Source organism: Streptosporangium sp. NPDC051023 (genome assembly GCF_040689595.1).
Classification (GTDB): domain Bacteria; phylum Actinomycetota; class Actinomycetes; order Streptosporangiales; family Streptosporangiaceae; genus Streptosporangium.
In genome coordinates, this window is record NZ_JBFBCE010000014.1 from 61,529 (window position 1) to 84,184 (window position 22,656).

Consider the following 22,656-nt stretch of genomic DNA (forward strand, 5'->3'; position numbering starts at 1 on the left):
GGTCGGTGTGGGCTCCCGGCCGGTCACAGGAAACGGCTGCCGTCCCGTGTGGGGGCGGCAGCCGTACTTCCCTTGCGAACCGGACTTTCTAGCGGCCGGAGCCGGAGCCGGAGCCGGAGCCGTCGAGGCCGGCGCGGCGCAGGGCGTCGGCCATCGCGCCGCTCGGCGCGTTGCGCTGGCCGCCGCGGTCCTGCCGCTGCTGGCCTCCCCGCCCCTGCTGACCACCCCGGCCCTGTTGGCCCTCCCGCCTGCCGCCGTCCCGGCGCCCGCCGCCCGCCTGGTCGCGCTGGCCTGAGCCCTTCGCGGGTTCGTCCTCGAGACGGAGGGTGAGCGAGATGCGCTTGCGCGGGATGTCGACGTCGAGCACCTTCACCCGGACGATGTCACCGGGCTTGACCACCTCGCGTGGGTCCTTGACGAAGGTGTGCGACAGCGCCGAGACGTGCACCAGGCCGTCCTGGTGCACGCCGACGTCGACGAACGCGCCGAAGGCCGCGACATTGGTGACGACGCCCTCGAGCAGCATGCCGGGCTTGAGGTCCGACAGCTTCTCCACGCCCTCCTTGAACGTCGCGGTCTTGAAGGCGGGACGCGGGTCACGGCCGGGCTTCTCCAGCTCGGTCAGGATGTCGGTGACGGTCGGCAGACCGAAGGTCTCGTCCACGAAGTCCTGTGGCTTCAGGGACCGCAGCACCGTGCCGTTGCCGATCAGCGTGGCGATGTCGCCGCCGGACGCGGAGAGGATCCGCCGCACCACGGGGTAGGCCTCCGGGTGCACGCTTGAGGCGTCGAGCGGGTCGTCGCCGCCCGGGATGCGCAGGAAGCCCGCGCACTGCTCGAAGGCCTTCGGGCCGAGCCTGGCGACGTCCTTGAGCGCCTTGCGGGAGCGGAACGGGCCGTTGGTGTCGCGGTGCTGGACGATGTTGTCCGCCAGGGTCGAACCGATGCCGGAGACCCGGGTCAGCAGCGGGGCGGAGGCGGTGTTGACGTCCACGCCGACCGCGTTCACACAGTCCTCGACCACCGCGTCGAGCGAGCGGGAGAGCTTGGTCTCCGCGAGGTCGTGCTGGTACTGGCCGACACCGATCGACTTGGGGTCGATCTTGACCAGCTCGGCCAGCGGGTCCTGCAGCCGGCGCGCGATCGAGACGGCGCCGCGCAGCGACACGTCCATCTCCGGAAGCTCCTGGGAGGCGAAGGCGGAGGCGGAGTAGACCGACGCTCCCGCCTCGGAAACCACGATCTTGGTCAGTCCGGGGACCAGTTTCACCAGCTCGCCCGCGAGCTTGTCGGTCTCCCGCGACGCGGTGCCGTTGCCGATGGAGACCAGCTCCACGTTGTGCTTCTTGGCGAGCGTGGCGAGTGTGGCGAGCGACTCGTCCCAGCGCCTGCGCGGCTCGTGGGGGTAGATCGTGTCGGTGGCCAGCACCTTGCCGGTCGCGTCGACCACCGCGACCTTCACGCCGGTGCGCAGCCCGGGGTCGAGACCCATGGTCGCACGGCTTCCCGCGGGGGCGGCGAGCAGCAGGTCACGCAGGTTGGCGGCGAACACGCGCACCGCCTCGTCCTCGGCCGCCTGCCACATGCGCATCCGCAGGTCGATGCCGAGGTGGACGAGGATGCGGGTGCGCCAGGCCCAGCGGACGGTGTCGGCCAGCCACTTGTCGGCCGGCCTTCCCTGGTCGGAGATGCCGAAGCGGTGCGCGACGCGCCCCTCGTAGGTGCCGGTCGGCTCGGGCTCCGGTTCGAGGGTGAGGGTGAGGACCTCCTCCTTCTCCCCCCTGAACATCGCCAGGATCCGGTGGGAGGGCAGCTTGGCGAACGGCTCCGCGAAGTCGAAGTAGTCGGAGAACTTGGCCCCCTCTTCCTGTTTGCCCTCACGGACCGCGGCGACCAGGCGTCCCTTGCCCCACATCCGCTCACGCAGCTCGCCGACCAGGTCGGCGTCCTCGCCGAACCGCTCGACCAGGATCGCCCGCGCCCCCTCGAGCGCGGCGGCGGTGTCCGCGACCCCCTCGCCGACGAACGCGGCCGCGGCGGCCTGCGGGTCGACGGACGGGTCGGCGAGCAGGCCGTCCGCGAGCGGTTCGAGCCCGGCCTCCCTGGCGATCTGCGCCTTGGTCCGCCGCTTCGGCTTGTAGGGCAGGTAGATGTCCTCGAGGCGGGCCTTCGAGTCGGCCTCCGCGATCTGCGCCGCCAGGGCGTCGTCGAGCTTGCCCTGGGAGCGGATCGACTCCAGGATCGCCGCGCGCCGCTCCTCCAGCTCGCGCAGGTAGCGCAGCCGCTCCTCGAGCGTGCGCAGCTGCGCGTCGTCGAGCATCTCGGTGGCTTCCTTGCGGTAGCGGGCGATGAACGGCACGGTGGCCCCGCCGTCGAGCAGCTCGACCGCCGCCTGCACCTGCCGCTCGCGCACACCGAGCTCGCCGGCGATCCGCTGATGAATAGACGTCGTCACGATCTCTCTTCCCTTGTGATGGCAGCCACCAAGCTACCGCGTGCGACGCGGGCGGGACGGCTCCCGGGGACAGATCGGCGGGCGGGATCAGAGGAGGGAGCGGGCGGGATCCTGGCGGGTGGGGGTCAGGCGCGTCCACTCGACGGTCGCCTCCGCGGCGTTGCCGCCGGGGGTCCCGGTCACCCAGTGGGTGACCTGGGGTCTCTCCCTGCTGTCCTGGACGACCCAGGTCGCCCCCGTGTCGGCGCCGTCGCGGAACAGGCGGGCCACTCCGGCACTGTCCACGCTCACCCTCCACGTCGCGAGCTGCCCCGCGGTGTTCAGCGAGTGGACCTTCTCCCAGACGGAGGAGCCCTTCCGCATCGTCCAGACCCCGCTCCGCTGGACCGTCAGCATCAGCCGCCTGGCGCCGTTCGCCACCTTCACGCCGAGGCAGACGCCGTTGCCGGTGCGAGGGTCGAGCGCGCTGTCGTCGTCGACCCGCCCCCTGAACTCCAGGGTGAAGTCGCACCCCCTGGAGACGTCGAGGGCGAGGGAGGCCTGGGACGGCTTGGCGTCGGCGCTCCTGAGACGGATCCGGCCCGCGCTGATCCGCGCGCCGCCGCTCAGCGCCCAGTCACCGGTGAGCAGGTCGCCGCCTCCGAGGGGACGGGAGATGTCCAGCCTGGCCACCTTGATGTTGGTCTGGTTGTGCTCCCAGACGACGTAGAACCGTCCCGGTTCGTACTCGTCGGCGCTGGGATAGACGTCCCACCCCCTGGCCGCGCCCTTGGTCAGTCTGGGGCCGTCGGCGAAGAGCCTTCCCGGCTCCCACGGCTCGCCGGGGCGCTTGACCTTGTAGTACAGGATCTCGCGGTACTGGTCGGGCCTGCTCACCGAGGTCCCGGTGAGCGGCCCGGCGAACGTGTTGTAGATCGCGAGGTACCGGCCGCCGGAGTCCCCGCAGAAGAGCGTCTTGACGTAGTAGTTGGGCAGGTTCGCGTCCAGCGTCATCGGCGACCACGTCAGCCCCCCGTCCGAGCTGGTCGCCGTGACGCAGTGGGCGGCGTTCGCGCGGTAGTAGGCGTCGCGTGCCGCGGGCGAGGTCCCGCCGGTCAGGTTGAGGGCCCGGGTCACCATCACGATCGTTCCGGGGACGTCGTGGGAGGGCGCGATCTGCGGCTCCTCAGCCGAGACGCCGGGCGGATTCTCCGCGAGCCCGCCCGAGGTCCAGGTGACCAGGTCGGCGGAGCGCAGCACGCCCGCCCTGGTGGTGCTTCCCGCGCGCCGCCAGTACGGCACGAGCCACAGCCCGCCGTGCCTGAGCGGCTTGCCCGCGATGACCACGCCCCTGGCGTTGTCGGGGACGTCGACGGTGATGGGGAAGTCGGTCCAGGTGCGGCCGCCGTCCGTGCTTCTCCTGGCCACCATGGTGACGGGGAAGCCGTCGACGTCGCCCTCCACGTCGCGGTCCTTGTCGATCGTGATGCGCCCGAGCAGCGCGTAGAGCGTGCTCCCGTCCTTGAGGAACATCACGTAGTGGTAGCGGTGGACGGCGGTCGCCGCGGCCAGCGTGCCGACCGTCCAGGTCGCCCCGCCGTCCCCCGACCTGGCGTACATGATGGAGCCCTGGTCCGTCGCCGTCGGGTCCCGGTCGTCCCGCAACCCGGCCCGCCAGGCGACCACCAGGCGCCTGGCGTCGAGGGCGGCGATGTCGGGGACCCGGTTGCCCTCGTGCGCCAGCTCGCCGTCGGGGCTCCGCTCGGCGATGCCGTACACGGTGACGGGGGGTGAGACATCCGATCCGACGACGTCGGTTTCCGGCCAGGACATGGATCACAGCGAACAGGCAGGGGGTGGCCGTGAGGTTGCCGTGAGGTTACGTCCCGGAGGCCTTCAGGATGCCTGGCGGGGGTTCGGGGGGTGCCGTGTCCCGCTTGACGCCGGTTCATTCGTCAGTAAGGGTTACTAACTAATTGTTCGCCCAGCCGGTCGGCCGGCTGCTCGCCCGAGGACGCGGAGGACGCATGGAGCCCGCCGTTCCGCCGGTCCTGGCCCGCCTGTGGCGCTCCAGGCTCGCCCGCCTGGCCGGGATCCTGCGCCCCTCGACCGGGTACGCGCTGCCGGTCGCGGACGCGGGAGCCGGGAGCGGGGGCGACGGTGGCGTCTCGCTGTTGCTCACCGGGGCCGACCCCGTCGTCGGCTCCCAGGGCTACCAGCTCGACGTGACCGGGAACGCGGTGGTGATTCGCGCGCGGACGGCCACCGGGCTCTTCAACGGCGTGCAGACGCTCCGCCAGCTCCTCCCGCCGCGGATCGAGAGCGCCACCGCCCTTCCCGGGCCGTGGACGGTGCGCGGCGGCCGGATCGTGGACTACCCGAGGTTCCCCTTCAGCTCGCTGTGCACGACCAAGGAGAGCACCTACGCCTTCGTCAAGGACGTCCTCGGCGAGGTCGCCGCGCTGACGCCGGGCCCCTACCTGCACATAGGAGGTGACGAGGCGAGATCGACCCCGTCCGACCAGTACGCCGCGTTCATGAACCGGGTTCAGCCGACGGTGGCCGCGACGGGCAAGACGGTCATGGGATGGCACCAGATCGGCGAGCCCGGGGTGCGGCACGAGGCGGGGCGCGTCCTGCAGTATTGGGGAAGGACCGACTCGGACCCGCTGGTGACCGACGCCGTGTCACGGGGCGCCCGGGTGGTCATGTCACCCGCGGACAAGACCTATCTGGACATGAAGTACACCTCGGAGACCGGGCCGGGGCAGAGGTGGGCGGGCTACATCGAGGTGCGCAAGGCCTACGACTGGGACCCGGGCACCTACCTGAGCGGCGTGCCCGCCTCGGCCGTGCTCGGGGTCGAGGCACCGCTGTGGACGGAGGCGGTCTCGACCGAGGAGGAGATCGAGTACATGGCGTTCCCCCGGCTGCCCGCCATCGCGGAGCTTGGCTGGTCGCCGTGGGCGGCGCACGCCTGGGGACCCTTCGAGCGCCGTCTCGGCGCCCAGGCCTCACGATGGACGATCATGGGCATCGACTTTCACCGCTCCCCGCAGGTGTCGTGGGACGATCCCGCCCCCGGCCAGGACGCGACCGCCACACCCGGGTGAACCCGCTACTCCACCCCGGCCGACGCCTCGGCGGAGGCGGCGAGCCTCTCCAGCGCCTCTCCCGTGAGGCGGTACGGGACCCACTCGTTCTGCGGTCCCGCGCCGAGCGACCTGTAGAACTCCGCGGCCGGGGTGTTCCAGTCGAGCACCGCCCACTCGACCCTGCCGTAGCCGCGCGCGACGCCGATGCGGGCGAGCTCGGCGAGAAGCCGCCTGCCGTACCCCCGGCCCCGGTGGCCGGGATGGACGAAGAGGTCCTCCAGATAGATCCCGTGCCTGCCGAGCCAGGTCGAGTAGGTGACGAACCAGATCGCGAACCCCGCGATCCCGTCCTCTTCCGCCTCGGTGTCCGCCGCGATGTGGCAGAACACCGCGGGAGCGGGCCCGAAGAGCGCGTCGTGGAGTTGCTCCGCGGTGGTCTCGACCTTGTCCAGTGCCTTCTCGTACTCGGCGAGGCCGCGGATCATGTCAATGATCGCCGGGACGTCCTCCGGCGTTGCGGGGCGAATCATTCTGGAAGTCTAGGCTTCCCCCCGGTGTGAACAGGTGGGGGCGTTTCGCCAAGCGGCTCGGCTCCCGTAGGTTGTCTGCTGATCGCACGCGGCCGAGGAACACGCGTGCCGTTGAGAAAGGCGGACCATCATGTCGGCAGAGCCAACCGGTGAGCGGTTGACGGAGCTCAGGCAGAAGTTCGCCGCCATCGACGGCGACGGCGACGGCTTCATCACCGAGCGGGAGTTCGGCGAGCACTTCCCCGATCTGCCCGCCGAGGCCGTCGGGTCGCTGAGCCTGCAGGCGGACGCCGACGGTGACGGGCGGCTGTCCTTCGAGGAGTTCGTCAGGATCGTCTCCCAGGACTGATCCCGCTCAGGACGTCCACGGACCGGTTCTCGACGCTGCCGCCCGTCTATCTCCGTGGCAGCGGGTCCTGCCGCTCGCTGATCAGCGTCGCGCACCTGCGGATCTGCGTCTCGTCGAACTTCTGCACCCCCGGAATCTGCAGGAGGCTCGCGCGCAGCGTCTCGTAGACCTCGTCGACGGGCCGCCCGCTGTGCGACGCACCGACGCGCCGCACCACCTGGGTCGCCCGGACGTCGAATCCCGGTTCCCGCGCGGCGGCACCTGCGGCCACGTCACGCAGGGCGGCGTTGTCCATCGTGATACGGACGCGAGGCATCCTCGCCCCTCCCTGAGATCGTCATACCTTGTCCGGATCACAGTAGGAGCCGTGAGACGCCGGTCAGGCTCCCGCGGAGATGTCATGAACCTTTCATCAGCGAGCCTTGATTCATGAGCCTTCATCCGAGGGTCCCTGGCCGTTCGCCGCTGTCCTGCGCGGGGGAGGCATCATGGCTGGGTGCGTCCGTAACCGATCTCCGATCGGCCGACCTGGGGAGAGTCTGTGACGACCTGGATGCTGTTCGACTACGGTGAGGTCATATGCCTGCCGCAACCGGCCGGGGCCATGGCGGCCATGGCGGCCATGGCGGGCTGCGACGGCGACGCCTTCCACGACCGCTACTGGAGCCACAGGGACGCCTTCGACCGTGGGCTGGCATCCCACCTCTACTGGAGCGGCGTCCTCGACCGGGACCTCGAACCGGGCGACCCCATCGTGACCCGGCTCGAAGACGCCGACATCGCCAGCTGGTCCCATCTCAATCCCGCCAGCATGGACATGCTCGGCGACCTCGCGGGCAGCCACAGGCTCGCCCTGCTGTCCAACGCCCCCGAGCCGATCGCGGCGGCCATCGACGCGGCCCCGTGGGCGAGCGCGTTCGACCACCGCTTCTACAGTTGCCGCCTGTCCCTCGCGAAACCGGACCCGGCCATCTTCGAAAGCGTCCTGGAAAGGCTCGGCGCCGACCCCGCCGACGTCACCTTCCTGGACGACCGGGCCGTGAACGTCGACGCGGCGGCCGGGCTCGGCATCAACGCGGTCCTGTATCGCCCGCCGGGGCACGCCGAGCACTGAGTCGAGCACTGAGTCGAGCACTGAGTCGAGCACTGAGTCGAGCACTGAGTCGAGCACTGAGCGGAGGCTCGGAGAGTCAGGGGGAGGCGGTCGGGACCGGCTCAGCGGGAGGTCGAGACGCTTCCCCCGAAGGCTCTCAGCAGGGATTCGTGCACGTCCCGGTCGATGGGGAACGCGTCGGCGAGCCTGGTCACCTCCAACAGGCGGCCGAGCACCCCGTGGACGCCCGCCAGGCGCAGCCAGCCGTTCTGCTCGTAGGCGCGACGCAGCGTCGCCAGCAGGATCCAGATGCCGGTGGAGTCGCAGAAGCCCAGATCGGTCGTGTCGATGATGATGCGGGCCCGCCTTCGTGCCAGCAGTTCCGCAAGCGCTTCCTCGAGCCGTGGGGCCGATATTTTGTCGAGATCACCGTTGAGTGACACCACGGAGAACCGCGGATGGTCGTTCACCGTGACGGAAAGCCATGTCATGATGCCCCGCTGTCTACGTCTGCTGAGACAGCGCCCTTATGGGAGCCGTGCGAAGGCGGAAACCACATCAACCACCGTACGCCCATGGTTCATGACAGTTCAACGGCCGGAGCGAACGGCGCGTGATCAACGGGATCGCCAGCGGGATTTCACATCGGGGCTGACCTCGCCCTTCGCCCTCCGTCCCTGCCGGGAACCCGCGTAGGCGGCGACCCGGACCGCCTGCAGCCACCCGGAGGGCCGCAACGCGGGATGGCTGTTCAGGACCGGGTCGAATCCGTCGGGCTCGTCGGCGTCGCGGTCGAGCGGGGTGTGGACGCTCAGCCGTGCCAGGGGGCGTCTGTCCGCGCCGTCGACGCCGAGGACGAAGTCCAGCGGCCTGTCCGTCACGGCCCTCGCGAGGAGGCGGAGGTCGGCGGGCACCCTCCTGGCCCGGTCACCGGTGACCGCGAGGAAGCGCAGTGGCTCTCCCGCGTGGTCGTAGGGCAGCACCGTCGAGTAGGTCGCCGGTGCGAAGCCGCGGCGGGGAAAGGGCAACAGCCCCGGCCAGACGGTCGAGGTCAGCAGCAGGTCGAGATCGCCTCCCGCCCCTCCCGCGCCCGGTAGGCGGACGGCCAGCCCCAGCACGTCGGGCAGCGCCCCGGGCAGGGCCGCCTTGGACAGCCGGACCAGTGCGGGGTGGTCGTCGGGCCCGTCGAGGGCGGGTACGCCGAGCATCGGATGGTCCAGCACGTGAAGCGTGGCCAGGAAGTACTCGCCGCCGGTGTACACCGCACGGCCGCCGCGCGTCGCGGCGACCCGGCGGGCGACGGACCTCGCGGCATCCGCCGTCCCCGGCGAGGTGAAGGACGCCGGTGTCATCGCGGTCACGAACCCGGTCTGCGGCATCGCGGGCACGAACCGGGCGGCGCGAGAACCGGCGCGGCGGCGGGCTTCGGTGTGCGGTCGACGACGATCACCCACATCGGATTCCCTCTTCCTCATCGGCTCGGTATGTCAGTCGCCATACCCGCTGTGCGGGCTCGAAACGAGGAAGAAGGGCGCTTCACGGAGGGAGAAGCCTCACGGAGGGGAAGGGGAGTTTCACGGAGGGGGAGGAGGGGGGAGGCCGTCTCGCCGGATGGTGGTCGTGGAGACGGCGGAACTCTGTCTTCCGTGCTCTGCCGTACGGCCTGCCTGGGGCCCCACTTCGCCGCGGGCCTGCCGCGCCTAGGCTGTCGTGAGGTGCTCCGCAGGGTTGAGGCGGCCGCCCTGCTCGTCGTGGTGGTCGGCGTCCGCGTCGTCGAACCACAGTCCGCCGTCCGCGAGATAGCGGAAGCGGATCGCCTGCTGCGACGGGATGGTGAGGGTCACCTGGTAGGTGCCGTTCTCCTTGCGCTCCATCGGGTGGGCGTAGGGGTCCCAGCCGTTGAAGTCGCCGACCAGCGAGACTCCGCCGACAGGCCGCTCGAACGGCACGGTGAAGGTGAGCTTGACCTTCCCGTTCTTGGTGGGCTTACCACGTTTGATCATCGAGTTTCTCCTGACATCCCTGTCTCCGTAGGTAACCGGCCGTGATCCCGCCCGGGTGGGCCGGAGGTCACGGGCTCCGCGAGCGCGGGCCCTTGGCGGCGGGCCACGATCAGGAAGCCGACATCCGGGTCACGACTGGCGGTAACGATCCACATGGATGGTTACCGCCAGTCACCGTTGGGCAACACGGGTCATCGATTTTTGATCCGGATCACGTCCGACCTTGACTGGATCGTGATGCTTGACCGGTTCACGTTGAACCTGACCATGCTTACCTGGATCTTCACTGACGTCGTGGAAGCCCTGAGTGCGGGGACATCGGTAAAGATGTCCTGTGGACATAAGGCCTATCTCACCATCACTGCTCTTCGAGGAACTCGCCGATCGGATAGACGCGGCGCCCCGCTCCTCCTGGGTGCGCGTGGCTCTCGACGGCGCCCCCGCGGCGCGCCCCGGGTGGCTGGCGGACGGGCTGATCGACCCGTTGCGCCTTCGCGGGCGTGAGGTCGTCCGAGTGTCCTCTGACGACTTCCTGCGTCCGGCGTCGCTGCGCTTCGAGTACGGCAAGACCGACCCCGACGCCTTCTACGACGACTGGCTTGACGTCGGCGGGCTGACCCGTGAGGTTCTCGGCCCGCTCGAGCCCGGCCGGTCGGGGAAGATCCTGCCCACGTTGTGGGACACCAGGATCGACAGGGCGACGCGCGCGCCGTACCTCACCGTGCCGCCGGGCGGGGTGCTGCTGTTGGACGGGGCGCTGCTGCTGGGCAGGGGGCTCCCGTTCGACCTGACCGTGCACCTGTGGCTCTCGCCGGGCGCGCTCGCCAGACGGACGGAGGAGGAGCGGCGGTGGACGCTGCCCGCCTACGCGAGATACGAGCAGGAGGCCGGGCCGGTCGACATCGCCGACGTCGTCGTCCGGGTCGACGACCCTCGTCATCCCGCGGTGGTCGAGCGGCTGTGAGGCGCGGCGCGGGCGGGCCGTGTCTCCCCGGACGCGACCCGCCCGCGATCACCGGTGTGCCTGTCAGACTCCGGCGCGAGAGGGCATTCTGCCCTCGGTGTAGCTCGTTTCGATCAGCTCTTCGCGTCCTTCCCGCATGGTCTCGCGGGTCTCCTCGATGCGCAGCGCGACTCCAAGCGCGAAGAAGGTCGGCGCCCACTGGCCGACGAAGATCCCCCACCGGTCGGCCCGGTCGAGCCCTGCCTGCTCGATCGACTGAGACGTCAGCCAGGATGCGAAGGACAGGCCGATCGACGCGAAGCCGGCCGCGTACATCACGCCGGATTTCACGCCCATCTTGTGAAGCATGTTGATCATTTTTCCCCCTGATGTAGTTCGCTGTTATCGGTACCCTTCTGGGCCATATGTAATCGAATGTCTGATATCAGAGGGTTTGATGAGCCGTCTCAAGAGTCCTGGGCGTTGACGCGGCCGGTGCCGGCGATCCGTTTGCGCAGGTTCTCCCGCCGCTCCTCCAACTCGTCGGCGAGGGCCTCCTGCTGATCGGCCATGGCGATCATCGCTGATCTCTCCGCGGCGTCCGTCGGACCGATCTCACCGACCTGCTCGCGCAGGTCGGAGGCTTCGGAACGGAGCCTGGCCAGATCCTCTTCGACTTGGCGGAGTTCTTCATGGATGCTCATCCGCTGTCCATACCCGCATCAGGGGACACGACTCCACAACCTCTCCGCACTCCCGCCGTACTCCGCCCGGCGTACGGTGAGGACCTTCCTGCGCGGGATTACCGCGGGAAGTCCTGGTCCGAAGCTTGAGCCATGCGTGTTCACCAGAGATTCGGGTACGGCGTCGCGACACTGCTGCTCGCGAGCAGCGTCTTCCATCTCGTCGTCTACGCCGTCGATGGCGGCGGCTGGGCGGGTCCTGTCTCGTGGCGCAAGCCGATCCTGTTCGGATTCTCGTTCGGTGTGACGCTGGCCAGCCTGGTCTGGGTCGTCGGCAGGCTCACCCCGGTTCCCAGGCGGGCCGGATGGCTCGTCGGCGCGCTCGGCGTCGCCTGCTTCACCGAGGTCGCGCTGATCGACCTCCAGCGCTGGCGCGGCGTGCCCTCCCATCTGAACTTCGCGACCCCATTCGACGCGGCCGTGTCCGCCATCCTCGCCGGGACCGCGTTCGCGGGCCTGATCCCGCCAATCGTGATCATCGCGCGGCTGGCCTTCCGTGGGCTGGACGCGCCGCCGAGCATGCGTCTCGCGATACGCGCGGGTCTGGTCGTCCTGCTGCTCAGCCAGGTCGCGGGCGGGGCGTTGATCGCCAACGGCAGAGCCATCGGGCTGCCTCCTGAGCGGACCGATCTGTCGATCTTCGGTGTGGCCGGGCAGCTGAAGGTTCCGCACGCGGTCACGTTGCACGCCCTGCAGGTGCTGCCCGTGCTCGCCGCGCTGCTCATGCTGACCGCCTGGAGCGAGCGCGTCAGGATCCGCCTCGTCACCCTGGCCACCGCGGGGTACGGCGGGCTCGTCGTGGTGAGCGTGCTCCAGGCCGCGCAGGGGCTCGCGCCGACCGACCTCACCGTGACCTCGGGAACCGTGCTGCTGGCGAGCGTCGCGGCGTTCGGTGTCGCGGGGGCGCTCACGCTGGCGAGGCTGGGCACGGGAAGGCCCGGTGTGGTCAGGGGATGGCCGCGGAGGGTGACCGGGAAGGAGGTCGGACGGCGCCGAATCATGGATTAAATCTCCATTGGAGCAAGATCCAGTGTCATCCGTATATCCAAAGCGAGGATAATGCTGCCAAAGTTGTACGATCCGCGTCTGGAATATGGAACCGTTGCACCGTCCAAGGGTGACAGGGAGCGATCATGGGCATTCAGCATGCCGAAGACGGTGCGACGGGCGCTGTCCTCGCCTATCCGGGCGGCGGGCCGACCATCCTGCGGATTCTCCTGGGCACCCAGCTGCGAAGGCTGCGCACCACCAAGGGTATCTCCAGAGAGGACGCGGGGTACGCCATCCGCGCCTCTCACGCCAAGATCAGCCGCATTGAGCTCGGGCGGGTCGGTTTCAAGGAGCGCGACGTCGCGGACCTGCTGACCCTGTACGGCGTGACCAGTCAGGAGGACAGGGCGCCGCTGCTCACACTGGCCCGGCAGGCCAACGCCCCCGGCTGGTGGCACAAGTACGACGACCTGCTCCCGAACTGGTTCCAGGTGTACGTCGGGCTCGAGGAGGCGGCCTCCGTCGTCCGTAACTACGAGGTCCAGTTCGTCCCGGGACTCCTGCAGAGCGCCGACTACGCCCGTGCGGTCATCATGCTCGTCCACGGCACCGCCTCCGCCAAGGAGATCGATCGCCGCGTCGCCCTCAGGCTGGCCAGGCAGGAGCGGCTGAACCGGCCGAACGCGCCCACACTGTGGGCCGTCGTCGACGAGGCCGTGCTGCGGCGCCCCATCGGCGGGCCGAAGGTCCTGGCCGCCCAGATCGACCACCTGCTCCAGGTCACCGAGCTGCCCAACGTCAGGCTGCAGATCATGCCCTTCCACCGGGGCGGCCACGCGGCGGCCGGAGGCCCGTTCTCCATCCTGCGCTTCCCCGACCGGGACCTGCCGGACGTGGTCTACATGGAGCAGCTGACCAGCGCGCTCTACGTGGAGAAGCGCGAGGAGACCGACCACTACACGCAGGTCATGGACAGCCTGTGCGTGCAGGCCTACTCGGTCTCCGCCAGCAATCGGTTCCTCCGCGACCTGCGCGCGCAGATGTCAGACTGACTTCCTGCCGACGCCACCGAGCACGATCATGCCCGTCGACGGCGCCTCCATACGGGGCCGCCACCTCGTTATGTCGACCAGGCCGGGCTCGACCAGCTCGAACCCGTCGAAGAACGGCAGGATCTCCTCATGCTTGCGGAGGTCGACCGGGACCGGCCCGCCCGACAGCGCCGCGCGGGCACGCTCGACGGCCTCCTGGCTCCCCTCGGCGCTCGGCTGGGCGATGGCGAGGTGGCTTCCCTCGACCATGCGCTCGCGGAACGGGGCGATGATCCTCGCGGGCTCCTCCCGGCCGGGGAACAGCTGCAGCACCGCGATGAACAGCACCCCGACCGGCTCGTCGAAGTCGATGAGCCGCAGGAGATCCGGATGGGCGAGAACGTCCTGCGGCTCCCGGAGGTCCGCGCGGATGGAGATCAGGCGGCTGTCGGTGGCCAGCAGCACGTCGTTGTGCACGGAGACGATGGGATCGTTGTCGACGTAGACCACCCGTGCCTCGGGATGGGTCTCGCGGGCGATCTCGTGCACGTTCGGCGGGGTCGGGATGCCCGCGCCCAGGTCGATGAACTGCCGGATGCCCGCCTGAGCCATGAACTCGACCGACCGGCTGAGGAAGAGCCGGTTCGCCCTGGCCAGTCCGGGATAGTCGGGCACCTGGGCGACGATCTTGTCCGCGTACTCGCGGTCGACGGCGTAGTTGTTCTTACCGCCCAGAACGTAGTCGTAGATGCGCGCCACGTGCGGGGTGCCGGTGTCTATGCCGTCCGGGGGTGACTGGTCATGACTCACGACCCGAGTGTAGTCATCCTTTAGGGAGTGATCTAGGACGCTTATCGGGCAATGTGGGATTGCCTATGGTTATTTATGTGATGACCGCATGCTTTCTTCCTGCGGAAGCCCCTGCGCGCCGTCACCCGGGCGGCTCACCGGGGGCTCGGTGACCGGCCTGGCCAGCAGGAGAGGGCGGGCGAGCAGGCAGGCGGCGACGGCGAGAAACAGAAGCGTCGCCCCGTTGAGGCCGTTCCAGCCGAGCAGCGCCAGCAGCGCGCCCGCGGACACCGATCCCGCGGTCGCGCCGGCCGCGCCGAGCAGTTCGGCCGCTGCCTGGGTGCGCGCCCGCTCCGGCGGCAGGTAGGCGTGCACGACCAGGCTTCCGCCGGTCACGGACAGGAAGTTCCAGCCGACGCCGACCAGGGCCAGGGCGGCCACGAAGTGCGGGCGGCTGTCGCCCGTCACGGCGAGGGCGGCACCGGTGGCGAGCAGGAGCGCGCCGGCGACGGCCCCGGCCGTGGCTCCGTACCTCTCCACGATCCGTCCCGACAGCGGTGAGGTGACGAACATGCCGACCAGGTGCCACTGGACCACCATGGCGCCGTCGGCGACGGTGTGGTGATGTGCCACGGCAGCCAGTGGGGAGGCCGTCATCAGCAGCATCATCGCGAACTGCCCGACGGCCGCGCAGCCCACGCCCGCGACGAAGATCGGCCGGGTGAGCACCACACGCGCGGGCCGCGCCGCCGTACCCCGCGCTCGCCCCACACCTGCCCCCAGGTCCGGCTCCGTACCGGCGCCCGCACCCGTAGCCGCGTCCCCGGCCGGATCCGGGCGGGAGCCGGCGCCCTCAGGTGTGAGGCGCAGGAACAGGAGTGTGACGGCGGATCCGGCGGCGAGCGCCGCCACGATCAGATAGGACCCGGCGAAGGGCGCGGACAGCAGGTCCTGCCCGGAGGTCGCGACGAACGGTCCGACGACGGCCGCGACGACGCCCGCCGCCATCACCGTGGACAGTGCCCTGGTCCGTCCGTACGGCGGCGCGTCGTCCGCGGCGGCGTACCGGTAGTAGCCGCCGAACGCCTGGTAGAGGCCGATGGCGGCGGTGCTCAGGCACAACAGCCAGAAGGAGTGGATCGTCACGGCGGCGACCGAGGCCAGTCCCGACAGCAGTCCGGCGGCCGAGCCCAGGAGGAAACCGGCCCGCCTGCCGATCCGCGCCATCAGCGCCGACGCCGGATAGGTGCCGAGCGCCGTCGCCACGGTGATCAGCGCGAACGGGGCCGTGGCCAGCGCGGGGTCCGGGGCGAGCCGCATCCCGGCCAGCCCGGTGACGGTCAGGTCGATCGCCGCGCCGCACATCGCCAGCGCCTGTGCGGCGGTCAGTATCAGGAGGTTCAACCGTCGACGTCCGACCCGGGACACGTTCTGCTCGATGGTGCTGCTCACGACGCTCCTCGCTCTGCCCTGCCGTACGGAAGGTAAGTCTCGGGTCCGCCGGGCCGGGAGAGAGAGTGGCTGAAAAGCAGGAAAAGGTATGATTCCAGCCATGCATCGGATCGTCGTGCTCGCGCTCCCGCGTTTCGTCCTCTTCGACCTGGCCATCCCCGGCCAGATCTTCGACGGTGGCCTGCGCGACCACGCCGGAGGGCCGCGATACGACGTCAGCCTGTGCGGTCTCGAACCCGGTCTCGTCGAGTCCTCAGCAGGGGTGCCGATCGGCGTCGCGCACGGCATCCGTGCCCTGCGCGCGGCCGACACCGTGATCGTGCCCGGCAAGGCCCTCCCGGAGGAGCCCGTCGCCCCCGAGATCCTCGCCGAACTGCACGCCGCCCACGCGCGAGGCGCCCGCATCGCGGCGATCTGTACCGGGGCGTTCGTGCTGGCGCAGGCCGGACTGCTGGACGGCAGGCGCGCCACCACCCACTGGGCGAACGCCGCACGGCTCGCCGCCTCCTATCCCGAGGTGCGCGTCGATCCGGAGGTCCTCTACGTCGACGACGGCGAGATCCTGACCTCGGCGGGCGTCGCGGCCGGGATCGACCTGTGTCTGCACATGGTCCGCGCCGACCACGGCGTCGAGGTCGCCAACCACAGCGCCAGATACACGATCGTGCCGCCTCACCGCAGCGGCGGTCAGGCCCAGTACATCGAGCGGCCGGTGCCCGAGAACGTCGGCGGCAGCCTGGAGGTGACCCGCGTGTGGCTGACCGAGCAACTCCACCGTCCCGTCAGCCTGGCGGACATGGCCGCCCACGCTCACCTGGCTGAACGCACGTTCACCCGCCGTTTCCGGGCCGAGACCGGCATCTCACCGCTCCAGTGGCTCCAGCAGCGGCGGCTCGACCACGCCCGCAGGTTGCTGGAGACCACCGACGCCACCGTGGACGTCGTCGCCGCCCGCTCCGGATTCCCCTCCACGCTCGCCCTGCGGGAGCATTTCCGCCGAGTGACCGGCACAACCCCCGGCCAGTACCGCTCAGCCTTCCTGACCCTCTCCCCGCCATCTTCCTGACCTCTCCTCACCGTTTTCCGACTCCCGCCCCGCCCGATCCCCACCTGACGCGGTGGATCGCCTGCCTGCGTTCTCCTGGTGAGCCGCCCGCTTGTGGCGTCCCGGTGGGGCGTGACCTGCGCCGCCCCGGTGTGTTCATCCCGGGCGCCGGTACGGCGAGTGGTGGGGTGGAGCGGGTCGGCGCCGGTGAAGGGCGCCAGGCCCGGCGAACATCCATGGCTGATCCATCGGGCGAAATCTCGGGACTTACCGGGAGGTTGGTCTTACTCATTCGCGAGGAAGATGTAATGCTCCCTTGTCAATTCGGTGAAACGGGCTGACATTCTGAGCACCCCGGTCGCTCGGGGCGGAGTCCCTCAGGAGGCCGGATGACCACCCCCCGTCGTTTTCTCGCTGCCCTTGTTCTCCTTCTCACGGCACTGACACCCGTGCTCGTCCCGGGAACGGCCGAGGCCCACACCTCGCCCGTGCCGGGGCCGATAAAGGCGATGGCTTCGTTGGGAGACTCCATCACCCGGGGTTTCAACGCGTGCGGCTTCTATCTCGACTGTCCGTCCCGCTCCTGGTCCACCGGATCGGGGCCGGTCAACAGCCACTACCTACGCCTTCAGGCGGCCAACCCCTCCCTCACCGCCTACAACGACGCGAAGACGGGAGCCAAGGTCGCCGACATCCCCGGGCAGGCCGAGAAAGCAGTCTCCCAGCGGGTGGACTACGTCACGATCATGGTCGGGGCCAACGACGCCTGCACTCCCTCGGAGGCCGCCATGACGTCGGTGGCCGCCTATGAGGCGGCCTTCCGTACGGCGCTGCAAACCCTCACCACCGGTCTGCCCAACGTGACGATCTTCATCGCGAGCATTCCCGACATCAAACGGCTCTGGGAGGTCGGCAAGGACCACAAAGCCGCCCGCGCCGCCTGGGCCACCCTGAGGATCTGCCAGTCACTGCTGGACAACCCCCGCTCGACCGACCGGGCGGATGTGGAAAGGCGTGACCGGGTGCTCGCCCGGGTGGTCGACTTCAACCTGGTGGCGGAGAAGGTCTGTGCCGAGTACGCCACCTGCCGCAACGACGGCGGCGCGGTTTTCACCCATCGGTTCGAACTGTCCGACGTAAGTCACTGGGACTATTTCCACCCCAACGCTACGGGACAGAAGCTGCTCGCCGATCTGACCTACCCGACCAACGACGACCGATGAGCTGAGGCGGGACCGCCTCCGTCTCCGCTCACCCGCGCGTCCGGCTTGCCCGGGCGGCCGATCGCGGTCGGCCGCCCGGCCTTGCGGGGCGAGGGGAGGGGACGTCGTTGGGGATGGCGGTGTTGAGCTGGGATATTGGCTGGCTTTGTAATGATCTCTCATGGAGATCATGAAGTAGTAGGGTTCGCTGGCATGCGTACCCTTTTCGCCGTGCTGACGGCTGGCGCGCTCATCGGCACGACCCTCATCGGGGCCGGGACGGCGAGCGCGGACTCGACCGGATCCGCCCCGACCGGCCCCGCCGCCCTGACCGCGAACCCGATCTACAAGACCGGCAGGTTCAAGCCTCAGACCTGCGAGGAGCCGGCCCTCCGGGGCGGCGACATCGACTCCATCCGGCTCTACGCCGACGCCATGTCGGCCTGCCTCGGCAAGGCGTGGAAGGCGCAGCTGAAGGAGGCCGGGATCCCGTTCACCGCGCCGAGGATCGCGGTCGCCTACGGGGACCGGATCAAGACCCCCTGCGGCACCTACCGCCTGGACGACACCTTCGGTCTGTACTGCCGGCGGAACACGACCGTCTACCTGATGGTCAACGAGTACGGCATATCCGGGGAGCTCGACTCACCGCAGATGCTCGAAAGCCTGTCCATCGGATACGGCTACCACGTCCAGCGGCTGATCGGCGTCTTCGCCCAGGAGGCCAGGGCCGCCAGGAAGCTGTCCAAGGCCGGAGCCCTCGCCCTGAGCAGCAAGGTCGCGCTGCAGAACATCTGCTTCGCCGGGGCCTTCATCGGAAGCGTCTGGGACTCCCTGGGCCACACCAAGGAGTCCGGCGCCGACTACTTCGTCAGCCGGCACTCCTACGACGGCGACGATCCGGGCAACGGTACGGCGAAGAACCGGATGTATTGGCTGAAGCGCGGTTTCGACGCCCAGGCCCCCGGTGCCTGCAACACCTTCAAGGCCCCGGCGTCCCGGGTGGCCTGACCCGTCCGGAGAGGATCCCGGCTCCGAGGACGGGTGGTGGACAGCCGTGCTCGGGGCCGAGGCCGCCGTTTCCCGGGGCTACCCCCGGCCGCCACCGCGGAGGGTCGGCTCGCGCTTCCCCATGTTCGCCACCTTGTTCGCCGGAGGCGCCTTGACGGTCACCCGGCTTCCCCACCCGGTGTAGTCGGTCTCGATGCTGAGCCGCCTGTCCTCTCCCACCGCCGCGCTGACGTGGGTGCCCGGCGGGTAGACGGTGACCAGTTTGCGGGGGAGCTGGTCGGGGCCCAGGGTGAGCGTGAAGCGCACCACCGTGGCCTTCTCGCTCTTGCTCAGCCCGCCCGTGCCGGTCAGGACGCTCAGGTCGGCGCTTCGCAGCCAGGGGGAGACCTTCTCCAGCGTGCCGAGGCTGACCGTGCCCGAGTAGGTGCGCCCCGTCCGCTTGCCCCTGGTGACCAGGACCTTCAGGGTCGACGGCTCGGCCACGTTCACTATCTGGCCGTACGAGCCGCTGAGGCCGGCGTTCATGCCGCGCGGGTGCTTGATCCAGGTCTTGCCCTTCGGCGGCGCCCAGGCGCCGCCGGAGTAGTAGCTGGTGGTGCCGATCCTGATCGTCCGCTCCGGCTTGGGCAGGATCCACGAGAGGACGGCGAGCGCCTCGGCGTCGTCGCTGGTGCGCTTGGCGGTGATGTCGGAGGCGACGATCCCGGCCTTGCCGAACTGGAAGGAACCGGTGCGCTTGAGGATGGACGTGTTCCCCGCGAAGTCCAGCAGGGTGGCGACGTCGGTGAACCTCACTCCCTTGCCCGTGGTGAACTGGCCCGTCAGCGCCTTGACCGGATCCGCGGGAGCGGCCTGGACGGGCGTCGCGGCCACGAACACGGACGCGGTCACGGCCACGGAGGCGGTGACCGTGGCCATGGCGACGCGCGCGATTACTCGCTTCACAGTGATTTCCTTCCAGCCTGACACAGGAGGGAAATCCTGCCTGACCTTGATCACGGGCACGTCTCGAAACCGGGGCGTGAAGGCGGCGGCGACGTGTCCGTTCGCCGGGCCGACCCGGTGGCGGCAGAGGGGGTTCGGCGGCCCGCCGGGGCCCACACCGCCGCGATCACCCCGCGTCCGTGCGCTCCGGTCGTGCCCCGTGGCTTCGAGGCCTAGAGGTCCGTCGCCCTGCTGAGATGCTCCCACTGCTCCAGGTCACCGCGCACCTGATCCTGATGGGCCCGGATGACGTCAACCGCGTCGTTGCCCAGGGCCAGCCGCAGCGGGGGCTTGTCGCTGCCGAGCACCTCGACGATCGCTCGGGCGGCCTTGGCCGGGTCGCCGGGCTGGGTGCCGTCCATCCCCTCCACCGCCGCCCTGGTCTGGGCGGTCGACACCTGGTAGGCCTCGATCGTCTCCGAGCGGTGCATGCGGTGCTCGTGCCCCTTGCCGGAGACCGGGCCGCCACGGTCGTCGCGTGGAACCCGCGGCACGACAAAGCGGTGGTGCGGAACCTGTTCGACGTGGTCAACGAACTGGTGACCACCGTCGACCTGACCGAGGCGGGCTGAGAGCGCCCGGCTTGGGAGCGCCTGGCCTGCTCCGTTTCCCGGCGGGACGTCCGGGCGGGCGCCCCGCGCCGCCCGATCGCTCCGGCGGGAACGCGGTCACCCGAGGATCCGCGCCATCCTGCGCTCGTAGGCGCGACGCCAGGAGAGCCGGTAGAGCACCCGCATGATCGCGGGCGCGGTCGCGAAGATGTGCTCGCGCTCCTCGGGGGAGGCGACGTCGACGATCCAGGCGGCGATCATCGGCAGGTCCCGGCCGTGGTTCTTGTTGACCTTCTTGCCGATCTCGTCCCACCAGGCGGCGCTGACGTGCTCGCGGATCAGCGGGACGACCTCGGCCTCCTCAAGATCCAGGTGCGGGCCGAGGAGCGTGTGCAGGCTGCGCAGGTCACGGGCCCGTTCCGGCGCGGCGGTGCCGGTGGCCGCCAGTCGTTCGATGACGGTGTCCATCTCCTGATGGTCGGCCTCGAGCCGGTCCAGCGTCGGACCCGCCCCGGGGACCAGCGTCCGCAGCATCGGCCAGATGTCCTCGTCCTCGCCGGAGTGGTGGTGGTGCAGGGCACGCAGCAGCAGCGCGGTGTGCTCGTCGATCAGCGCGCGTCGCCGGGCGTCGCCGGGAGCGCAGCGGTCGAGGGCGTCGGCCAGGCGCCCGAAGTCACGGCGCAGGCCCGAGTGGAAGACGAGGAAGGCGACCAGGTCGGGGGAGAGGTCATCGGCGCGGCGCCGGGCGGGGCTCCCCGGGGCATCCGGGGAGCCGCTCGTCGCGATGTTCTGGGAGGCGTTCTTCGAGGTTGTCATGCCGCAACGATGGGCCTGCCCTCTTGCCGGCGACTTGGCAGGCGTTCCTCCTGACTCAACGCCCGCTCAAAGCTCCTGCTCGCCGCCGTCCCGCCAGCCCGCTGTCCTCGCCGTCCCGCCGTCATGGCCGCGGCCGGGGCACCCGCCGAGCAGGCGAGCGCCCCGGCCGCTCCGGGGTCATAGCAGCGTGAGCGCCTTGGCCACGCCCGGGTCGCGCCCGGTGGCCAGATCCAGGGCGGTCATCGGGACGTAGTGGTCGACCGGCACGCCGATCGTGTCGATGATCTCGCGGGCCGGGCCGAGGTGGCGCACCTTGGGCAGGAGCAGGGCGCTGCCGTCGTCGAGGAGGTACCCCCTGGCCGGGCCGGAGATGGCTCCCGCGGTGCGGGTGCCGACGAGGGTGCCCAGGTCGTTGTCCTTGACGGCCGAGCTGAAGTCCTCACAGGCCGAGGCGCACCCGCGGTCGGTGAGGACGACCAGGCGCAGACCGAGGAGCGGGACGCTGTCGTCGGTCCTGTTGGCCACGCACTCGCCCTCGAGCGGGCAGAAGTAGCTGGTGACCTTGCCGTGCGCGAACGCGCCGAGCAGTCGCGTCACCTCGCGGGGCGACCCGCCGCCGTTGCCGCGCAGGTCGAGGATCACCGCTTTCGGCTTGTCCCGCAGCTTGGCGATGACCTGGTCGGCGGCGCCTTCGAAGAATCCGGGCAGCTGGACGTAGGTGACGTCGCCGGGAAGCGTCCTCGACGTCGCCGCCGGAGGCTGCGGCGTGACAGGGCCCTCCCTGAGTTCGAGGGTGCGGGTCCGTCCCGTCGTGGGGCGCTTGAGCGTGAGCCGTATCTGGCTGGAGTCGAAGGCGTCGAAGAGGCTCTGGTTCACGGTGTCCCCGACGAACGGGGGCACGCCGTTGACCTTCACCACGATGTCGCCGGGCCTGATGTCCGCCTTGGCGGCGGGGCTGCCGGGCAGGACGCGGGTGATGAACAGCGGCGGCAGGGCCGCCGGATCGAATTGCGGTCCCTGCTGGGCGGAAACGCCCATGATGCCCGTCGTGGTCGGTCCGCCCTCCGGCGGCGGGGTCGGCCTGATCCAGCGGGCGTGGTTGTCGTGCAGTCCGGCGACCATGCCGGTGATCGCGGCGCGCAGTGCGACGGGGTCGCCGCTGCCGAGGGCCTTCGCGAAGGCGGCCCAGTCGGTGTCGCGATTGCCGGTGAGGGCGGGCAACCGGAGGTCGGCGCGGTCGGCGCCGCGCCGCATCAGGTCCTGGGTGTAGGCGGCGAAGGCGCTCTTCAGCAGTGCCTTCGGATCCATGACCGGGCCGCTGTAGTAGTTGTCCAGCACACAGAAGTACGCCTGCCTGAGCGTGTTCACCGACGTCGGCGGCGCGGACGTCGGCGGCGGTCCCGTGACGGCGGCGCACCCCCCGTCCTGGGTCGTGGCCGCCTGGGAGGCGGGCGTCAGGACGGACACGAGCGTGGACAACGAGCAGGCCGTCACCAGGACGGCGGCGCGGAGAGTTCTGATCATGGCCGTCAGCGTGGCCGGAAGCGGGTTGCGCGGGTGTGAACGGAACAGCTAACGCCGCTGTAACCCCGGTT

The 22,656-nt window shown here is 70.0% G+C and carries 25 protein-coding genes; 10 read left to right on the forward strand and 15 right to left on the reverse strand.

Going from position 1 to position 22,656, the window contains the following annotated elements:
• Positions 1–88: 88 nt before the first annotated feature.
• Both AB0395_RS11920 and AB0395_RS11925 read right to left on the reverse strand, forming a co-directional pair.
• Entirely contained in the window at positions 89–2,455 is a 2,367-nt protein-coding gene (locus tag AB0395_RS11920) for a Tex family protein (RefSeq protein ID WP_366279620.1), read from the reverse strand.
• Positions 2,456–2,542: 87 nt separating this feature from the next.
• A complete protein-coding gene (locus AB0395_RS11925; protein WP_366279622.1) occupies positions 2,543–4,267 on the reverse strand; it encodes a sialidase family protein in 1,725 nt (574 codons plus the stop codon).
• A gap of 194 nt (positions 4,268–4,461) precedes the next feature.
• Between AB0395_RS11925 and AB0395_RS11930 the strand changes: the two genes are divergently transcribed.
• On the forward strand, positions 4,462–5,547 hold the full coding sequence (locus AB0395_RS11930; protein ID WP_366279625.1) for a family 20 glycosylhydrolase: 1,086 nt from the start codon (positions 4,462–4,464) through the stop codon (positions 5,545–5,547).
• A gap of 5 nt (positions 5,548–5,552) precedes the next feature.
• Here the strand turns inward: AB0395_RS11930 and AB0395_RS11935 are convergent, their stop codons facing one another.
• On the reverse strand, positions 5,553–6,059 hold the full coding sequence (locus AB0395_RS11935) for a GNAT family N-acetyltransferase (RefSeq protein WP_366279628.1): 507 nt from the start codon (positions 6,057–6,059) through the stop codon (positions 5,553–5,555).
• 130 nt (positions 6,060–6,189) lie between these two features.
• Here AB0395_RS11935 and AB0395_RS11940 point away from each other — a divergent pair, with 130 nt between their 5' ends.
• Positions 6,190–6,408 (forward strand): EF-hand domain-containing protein, encoded by a 219-nt coding sequence (locus AB0395_RS11940; RefSeq protein ID WP_366279631.1) that lies wholly within the window; start codon positions 6,190–6,192, stop codon positions 6,406–6,408.
• Between the two features lie 46 nt (positions 6,409–6,454).
• Here the strand turns inward: AB0395_RS11940 and AB0395_RS11945 are convergent, their stop codons facing one another.
• Positions 6,455–6,724: a hypothetical protein gene (locus AB0395_RS11945; RefSeq protein WP_366279634.1), complete on the reverse strand. Its 270-nt coding sequence runs from the start codon at positions 6,722–6,724 to the stop codon at positions 6,455–6,457.
• A 225-nt stretch (positions 6,725–6,949) separates the two neighbouring features.
• Between AB0395_RS11945 and AB0395_RS11950 the strand changes: the two genes are divergently transcribed.
• Positions 6,950–7,522 carry an HAD-IA family hydrolase gene (locus tag AB0395_RS11950; protein WP_366279636.1) on the forward strand — a complete coding sequence of 191 codons (573 nt, stop codon included), beginning with the start codon at positions 6,950–6,952 and terminating at the stop codon, positions 7,520–7,522.
• Positions 7,523–7,623: 101 nt separating this feature from the next.
• Here the strand turns inward: AB0395_RS11950 and AB0395_RS11955 are convergent, their stop codons facing one another.
• From AB0395_RS11955 to AB0395_RS11965, 3 genes are all read right to left on the reverse strand, one after another.
• Positions 7,624–7,992 carry an STAS domain-containing protein gene (locus tag AB0395_RS11955; protein WP_366279639.1) on the reverse strand — a complete coding sequence of 123 codons (369 nt, stop codon included), beginning with the start codon at positions 7,990–7,992 and terminating at the stop codon, positions 7,624–7,626.
• A gap of 126 nt (positions 7,993–8,118) precedes the next feature.
• Complete coding sequence (locus AB0395_RS11960) at positions 8,119–8,955, reverse strand: hypothetical protein (protein ID WP_366279641.1); 837 nt, start codon at positions 8,953–8,955, stop codon at positions 8,119–8,121.
• A 246-nt stretch (positions 8,956–9,201) separates the two neighbouring features.
• The gene (locus tag AB0395_RS11965) at positions 9,202–9,504 is read right to left on the reverse strand and encodes an isoamylase early set domain-containing protein (protein ID WP_366279644.1); all 303 of its coding nucleotides are present in this window, start codon (positions 9,502–9,504) and stop codon (positions 9,202–9,204) included.
• Between the two features lie 334 nt (positions 9,505–9,838).
• On the opposite strand from AB0395_RS11965, the gene AB0395_RS11970 reads away from it, so the two are divergent.
• Positions 9,839–10,468, forward strand: a complete 630-nt coding sequence (locus AB0395_RS11970) for a uridine kinase (protein ID WP_366279646.1) — start codon at positions 9,839–9,841, stop codon at positions 10,466–10,468.
• A 63-nt stretch (positions 10,469–10,531) separates the two neighbouring features.
• Here the strand turns inward: AB0395_RS11970 and AB0395_RS11975 are convergent, their stop codons facing one another.
• Both AB0395_RS11975 and AB0395_RS11980 read right to left on the reverse strand, forming a co-directional pair.
• On the reverse strand, positions 10,532–10,825 hold the full coding sequence (locus AB0395_RS11975) for a hypothetical protein (protein WP_366279648.1): 294 nt from the start codon (positions 10,823–10,825) through the stop codon (positions 10,532–10,534).
• 89 nt (positions 10,826–10,914) lie between these two features.
• Positions 10,915–11,151: a hypothetical protein gene (locus tag AB0395_RS11980; RefSeq protein WP_366279651.1), complete on the reverse strand. Its 237-nt coding sequence runs from the start codon at positions 11,149–11,151 to the stop codon at positions 10,915–10,917.
• Between the two features lie 132 nt (positions 11,152–11,283).
• On the opposite strand from AB0395_RS11980, the gene AB0395_RS11985 reads away from it, so the two are divergent.
• Together AB0395_RS11985 and AB0395_RS11990 are read left to right on the forward strand one after the other, a co-directional pair.
• The gene (locus AB0395_RS11985; protein WP_366279654.1) at positions 11,284–12,198 is read left to right on the forward strand and encodes a hypothetical protein; all 915 of its coding nucleotides are present in this window, start codon (positions 11,284–11,286) and stop codon (positions 12,196–12,198) included.
• A gap of 125 nt (positions 12,199–12,323) precedes the next feature.
• Entirely contained in the window at positions 12,324–13,232 is a 909-nt protein-coding gene (locus AB0395_RS11990) for a helix-turn-helix transcriptional regulator (protein WP_366279657.1), read from the forward strand.
• On the opposite strand, the gene AB0395_RS11995 is transcribed toward AB0395_RS11990, so the two are convergent.
• A complete protein-coding gene (locus tag AB0395_RS11995; RefSeq protein WP_366279660.1) occupies positions 13,224–14,021 on the reverse strand; it encodes an SAM-dependent methyltransferase in 798 nt (265 codons plus the stop codon). The genes AB0395_RS11990 and AB0395_RS11995 overlap by 9 nt on opposite strands.
• Before the next feature lie 69 nt (positions 14,022–14,090).
• Positions 14,091–15,452 (reverse strand): MFS transporter, encoded by a 1,362-nt coding sequence (locus AB0395_RS12000; protein ID WP_366279663.1) that lies wholly within the window; start codon positions 15,450–15,452, stop codon positions 14,091–14,093.
• 100 nt (positions 15,453–15,552) lie between these two features.
• On the opposite strand from AB0395_RS12000, the gene AB0395_RS12005 reads away from it, so the two are divergent.
• The 3 genes from AB0395_RS12005 (at position 15,553) to AB0395_RS12015 (ending at position 18,710) form a co-directional block, all read left to right on the forward strand.
• The gene (locus AB0395_RS12005) at positions 15,553–16,518 is read left to right on the forward strand and encodes a helix-turn-helix domain-containing protein (RefSeq protein WP_366279665.1); all 966 of its coding nucleotides are present in this window, start codon (positions 15,553–15,555) and stop codon (positions 16,516–16,518) included.
• Between the two features lie 368 nt (positions 16,519–16,886).
• Positions 16,887–17,720 (forward strand): SGNH/GDSL hydrolase family protein, encoded by an 834-nt coding sequence (locus tag AB0395_RS12010; protein ID WP_366279668.1) that lies wholly within the window; start codon positions 16,887–16,889, stop codon positions 17,718–17,720.
• Positions 17,721–17,912: 192 nt separating this feature from the next.
• The gene (locus tag AB0395_RS12015) at positions 17,913–18,710 is read left to right on the forward strand and encodes a neutral zinc metallopeptidase (protein WP_366279670.1); all 798 of its coding nucleotides are present in this window, start codon (positions 17,913–17,915) and stop codon (positions 18,708–18,710) included.
• Positions 18,711–18,788: 78 nt separating this feature from the next.
• On the opposite strand, the gene AB0395_RS12020 is transcribed toward AB0395_RS12015, so the two are convergent.
• Entirely contained in the window at positions 18,789–19,655 is an 867-nt protein-coding gene (locus tag AB0395_RS12020) for a hypothetical protein (protein WP_366279673.1), read from the reverse strand.
• Between the two features lie 212 nt (positions 19,656–19,867).
• Positions 19,868–20,125 carry a hypothetical protein gene (locus tag AB0395_RS12025; protein WP_366279676.1) on the reverse strand — a complete coding sequence of 86 codons (258 nt, stop codon included), beginning with the start codon at positions 20,123–20,125 and terminating at the stop codon, positions 19,868–19,870.
• 3 nt (positions 20,126–20,128) lie between these two features.
• Here AB0395_RS12025 and AB0395_RS12030 point away from each other — a divergent pair, with 3 nt between their 5' ends.
• Entirely contained in the window at positions 20,129–20,266 is a 138-nt protein-coding gene (locus tag AB0395_RS12030) for a hypothetical protein (RefSeq protein WP_366279680.1), read from the forward strand.
• Between the two features lie 96 nt (positions 20,267–20,362).
• Here the strand turns inward: AB0395_RS12030 and AB0395_RS12035 are convergent, their stop codons facing one another.
• Both AB0395_RS12035 and AB0395_RS12040 read right to left on the reverse strand, forming a co-directional pair.
• Positions 20,363–21,061, reverse strand: a complete 699-nt coding sequence (locus tag AB0395_RS12035) for a hemerythrin domain-containing protein (protein ID WP_366279682.1) — start codon at positions 21,059–21,061, stop codon at positions 20,363–20,365.
• Between the two features lie 177 nt (positions 21,062–21,238).
• Positions 21,239–22,585 (reverse strand): S41 family peptidase, encoded by a 1,347-nt coding sequence (locus AB0395_RS12040; RefSeq protein WP_366279685.1) that lies wholly within the window; start codon positions 22,583–22,585, stop codon positions 21,239–21,241.
• Positions 22,586–22,656: the final 71 nt, after the last annotated feature.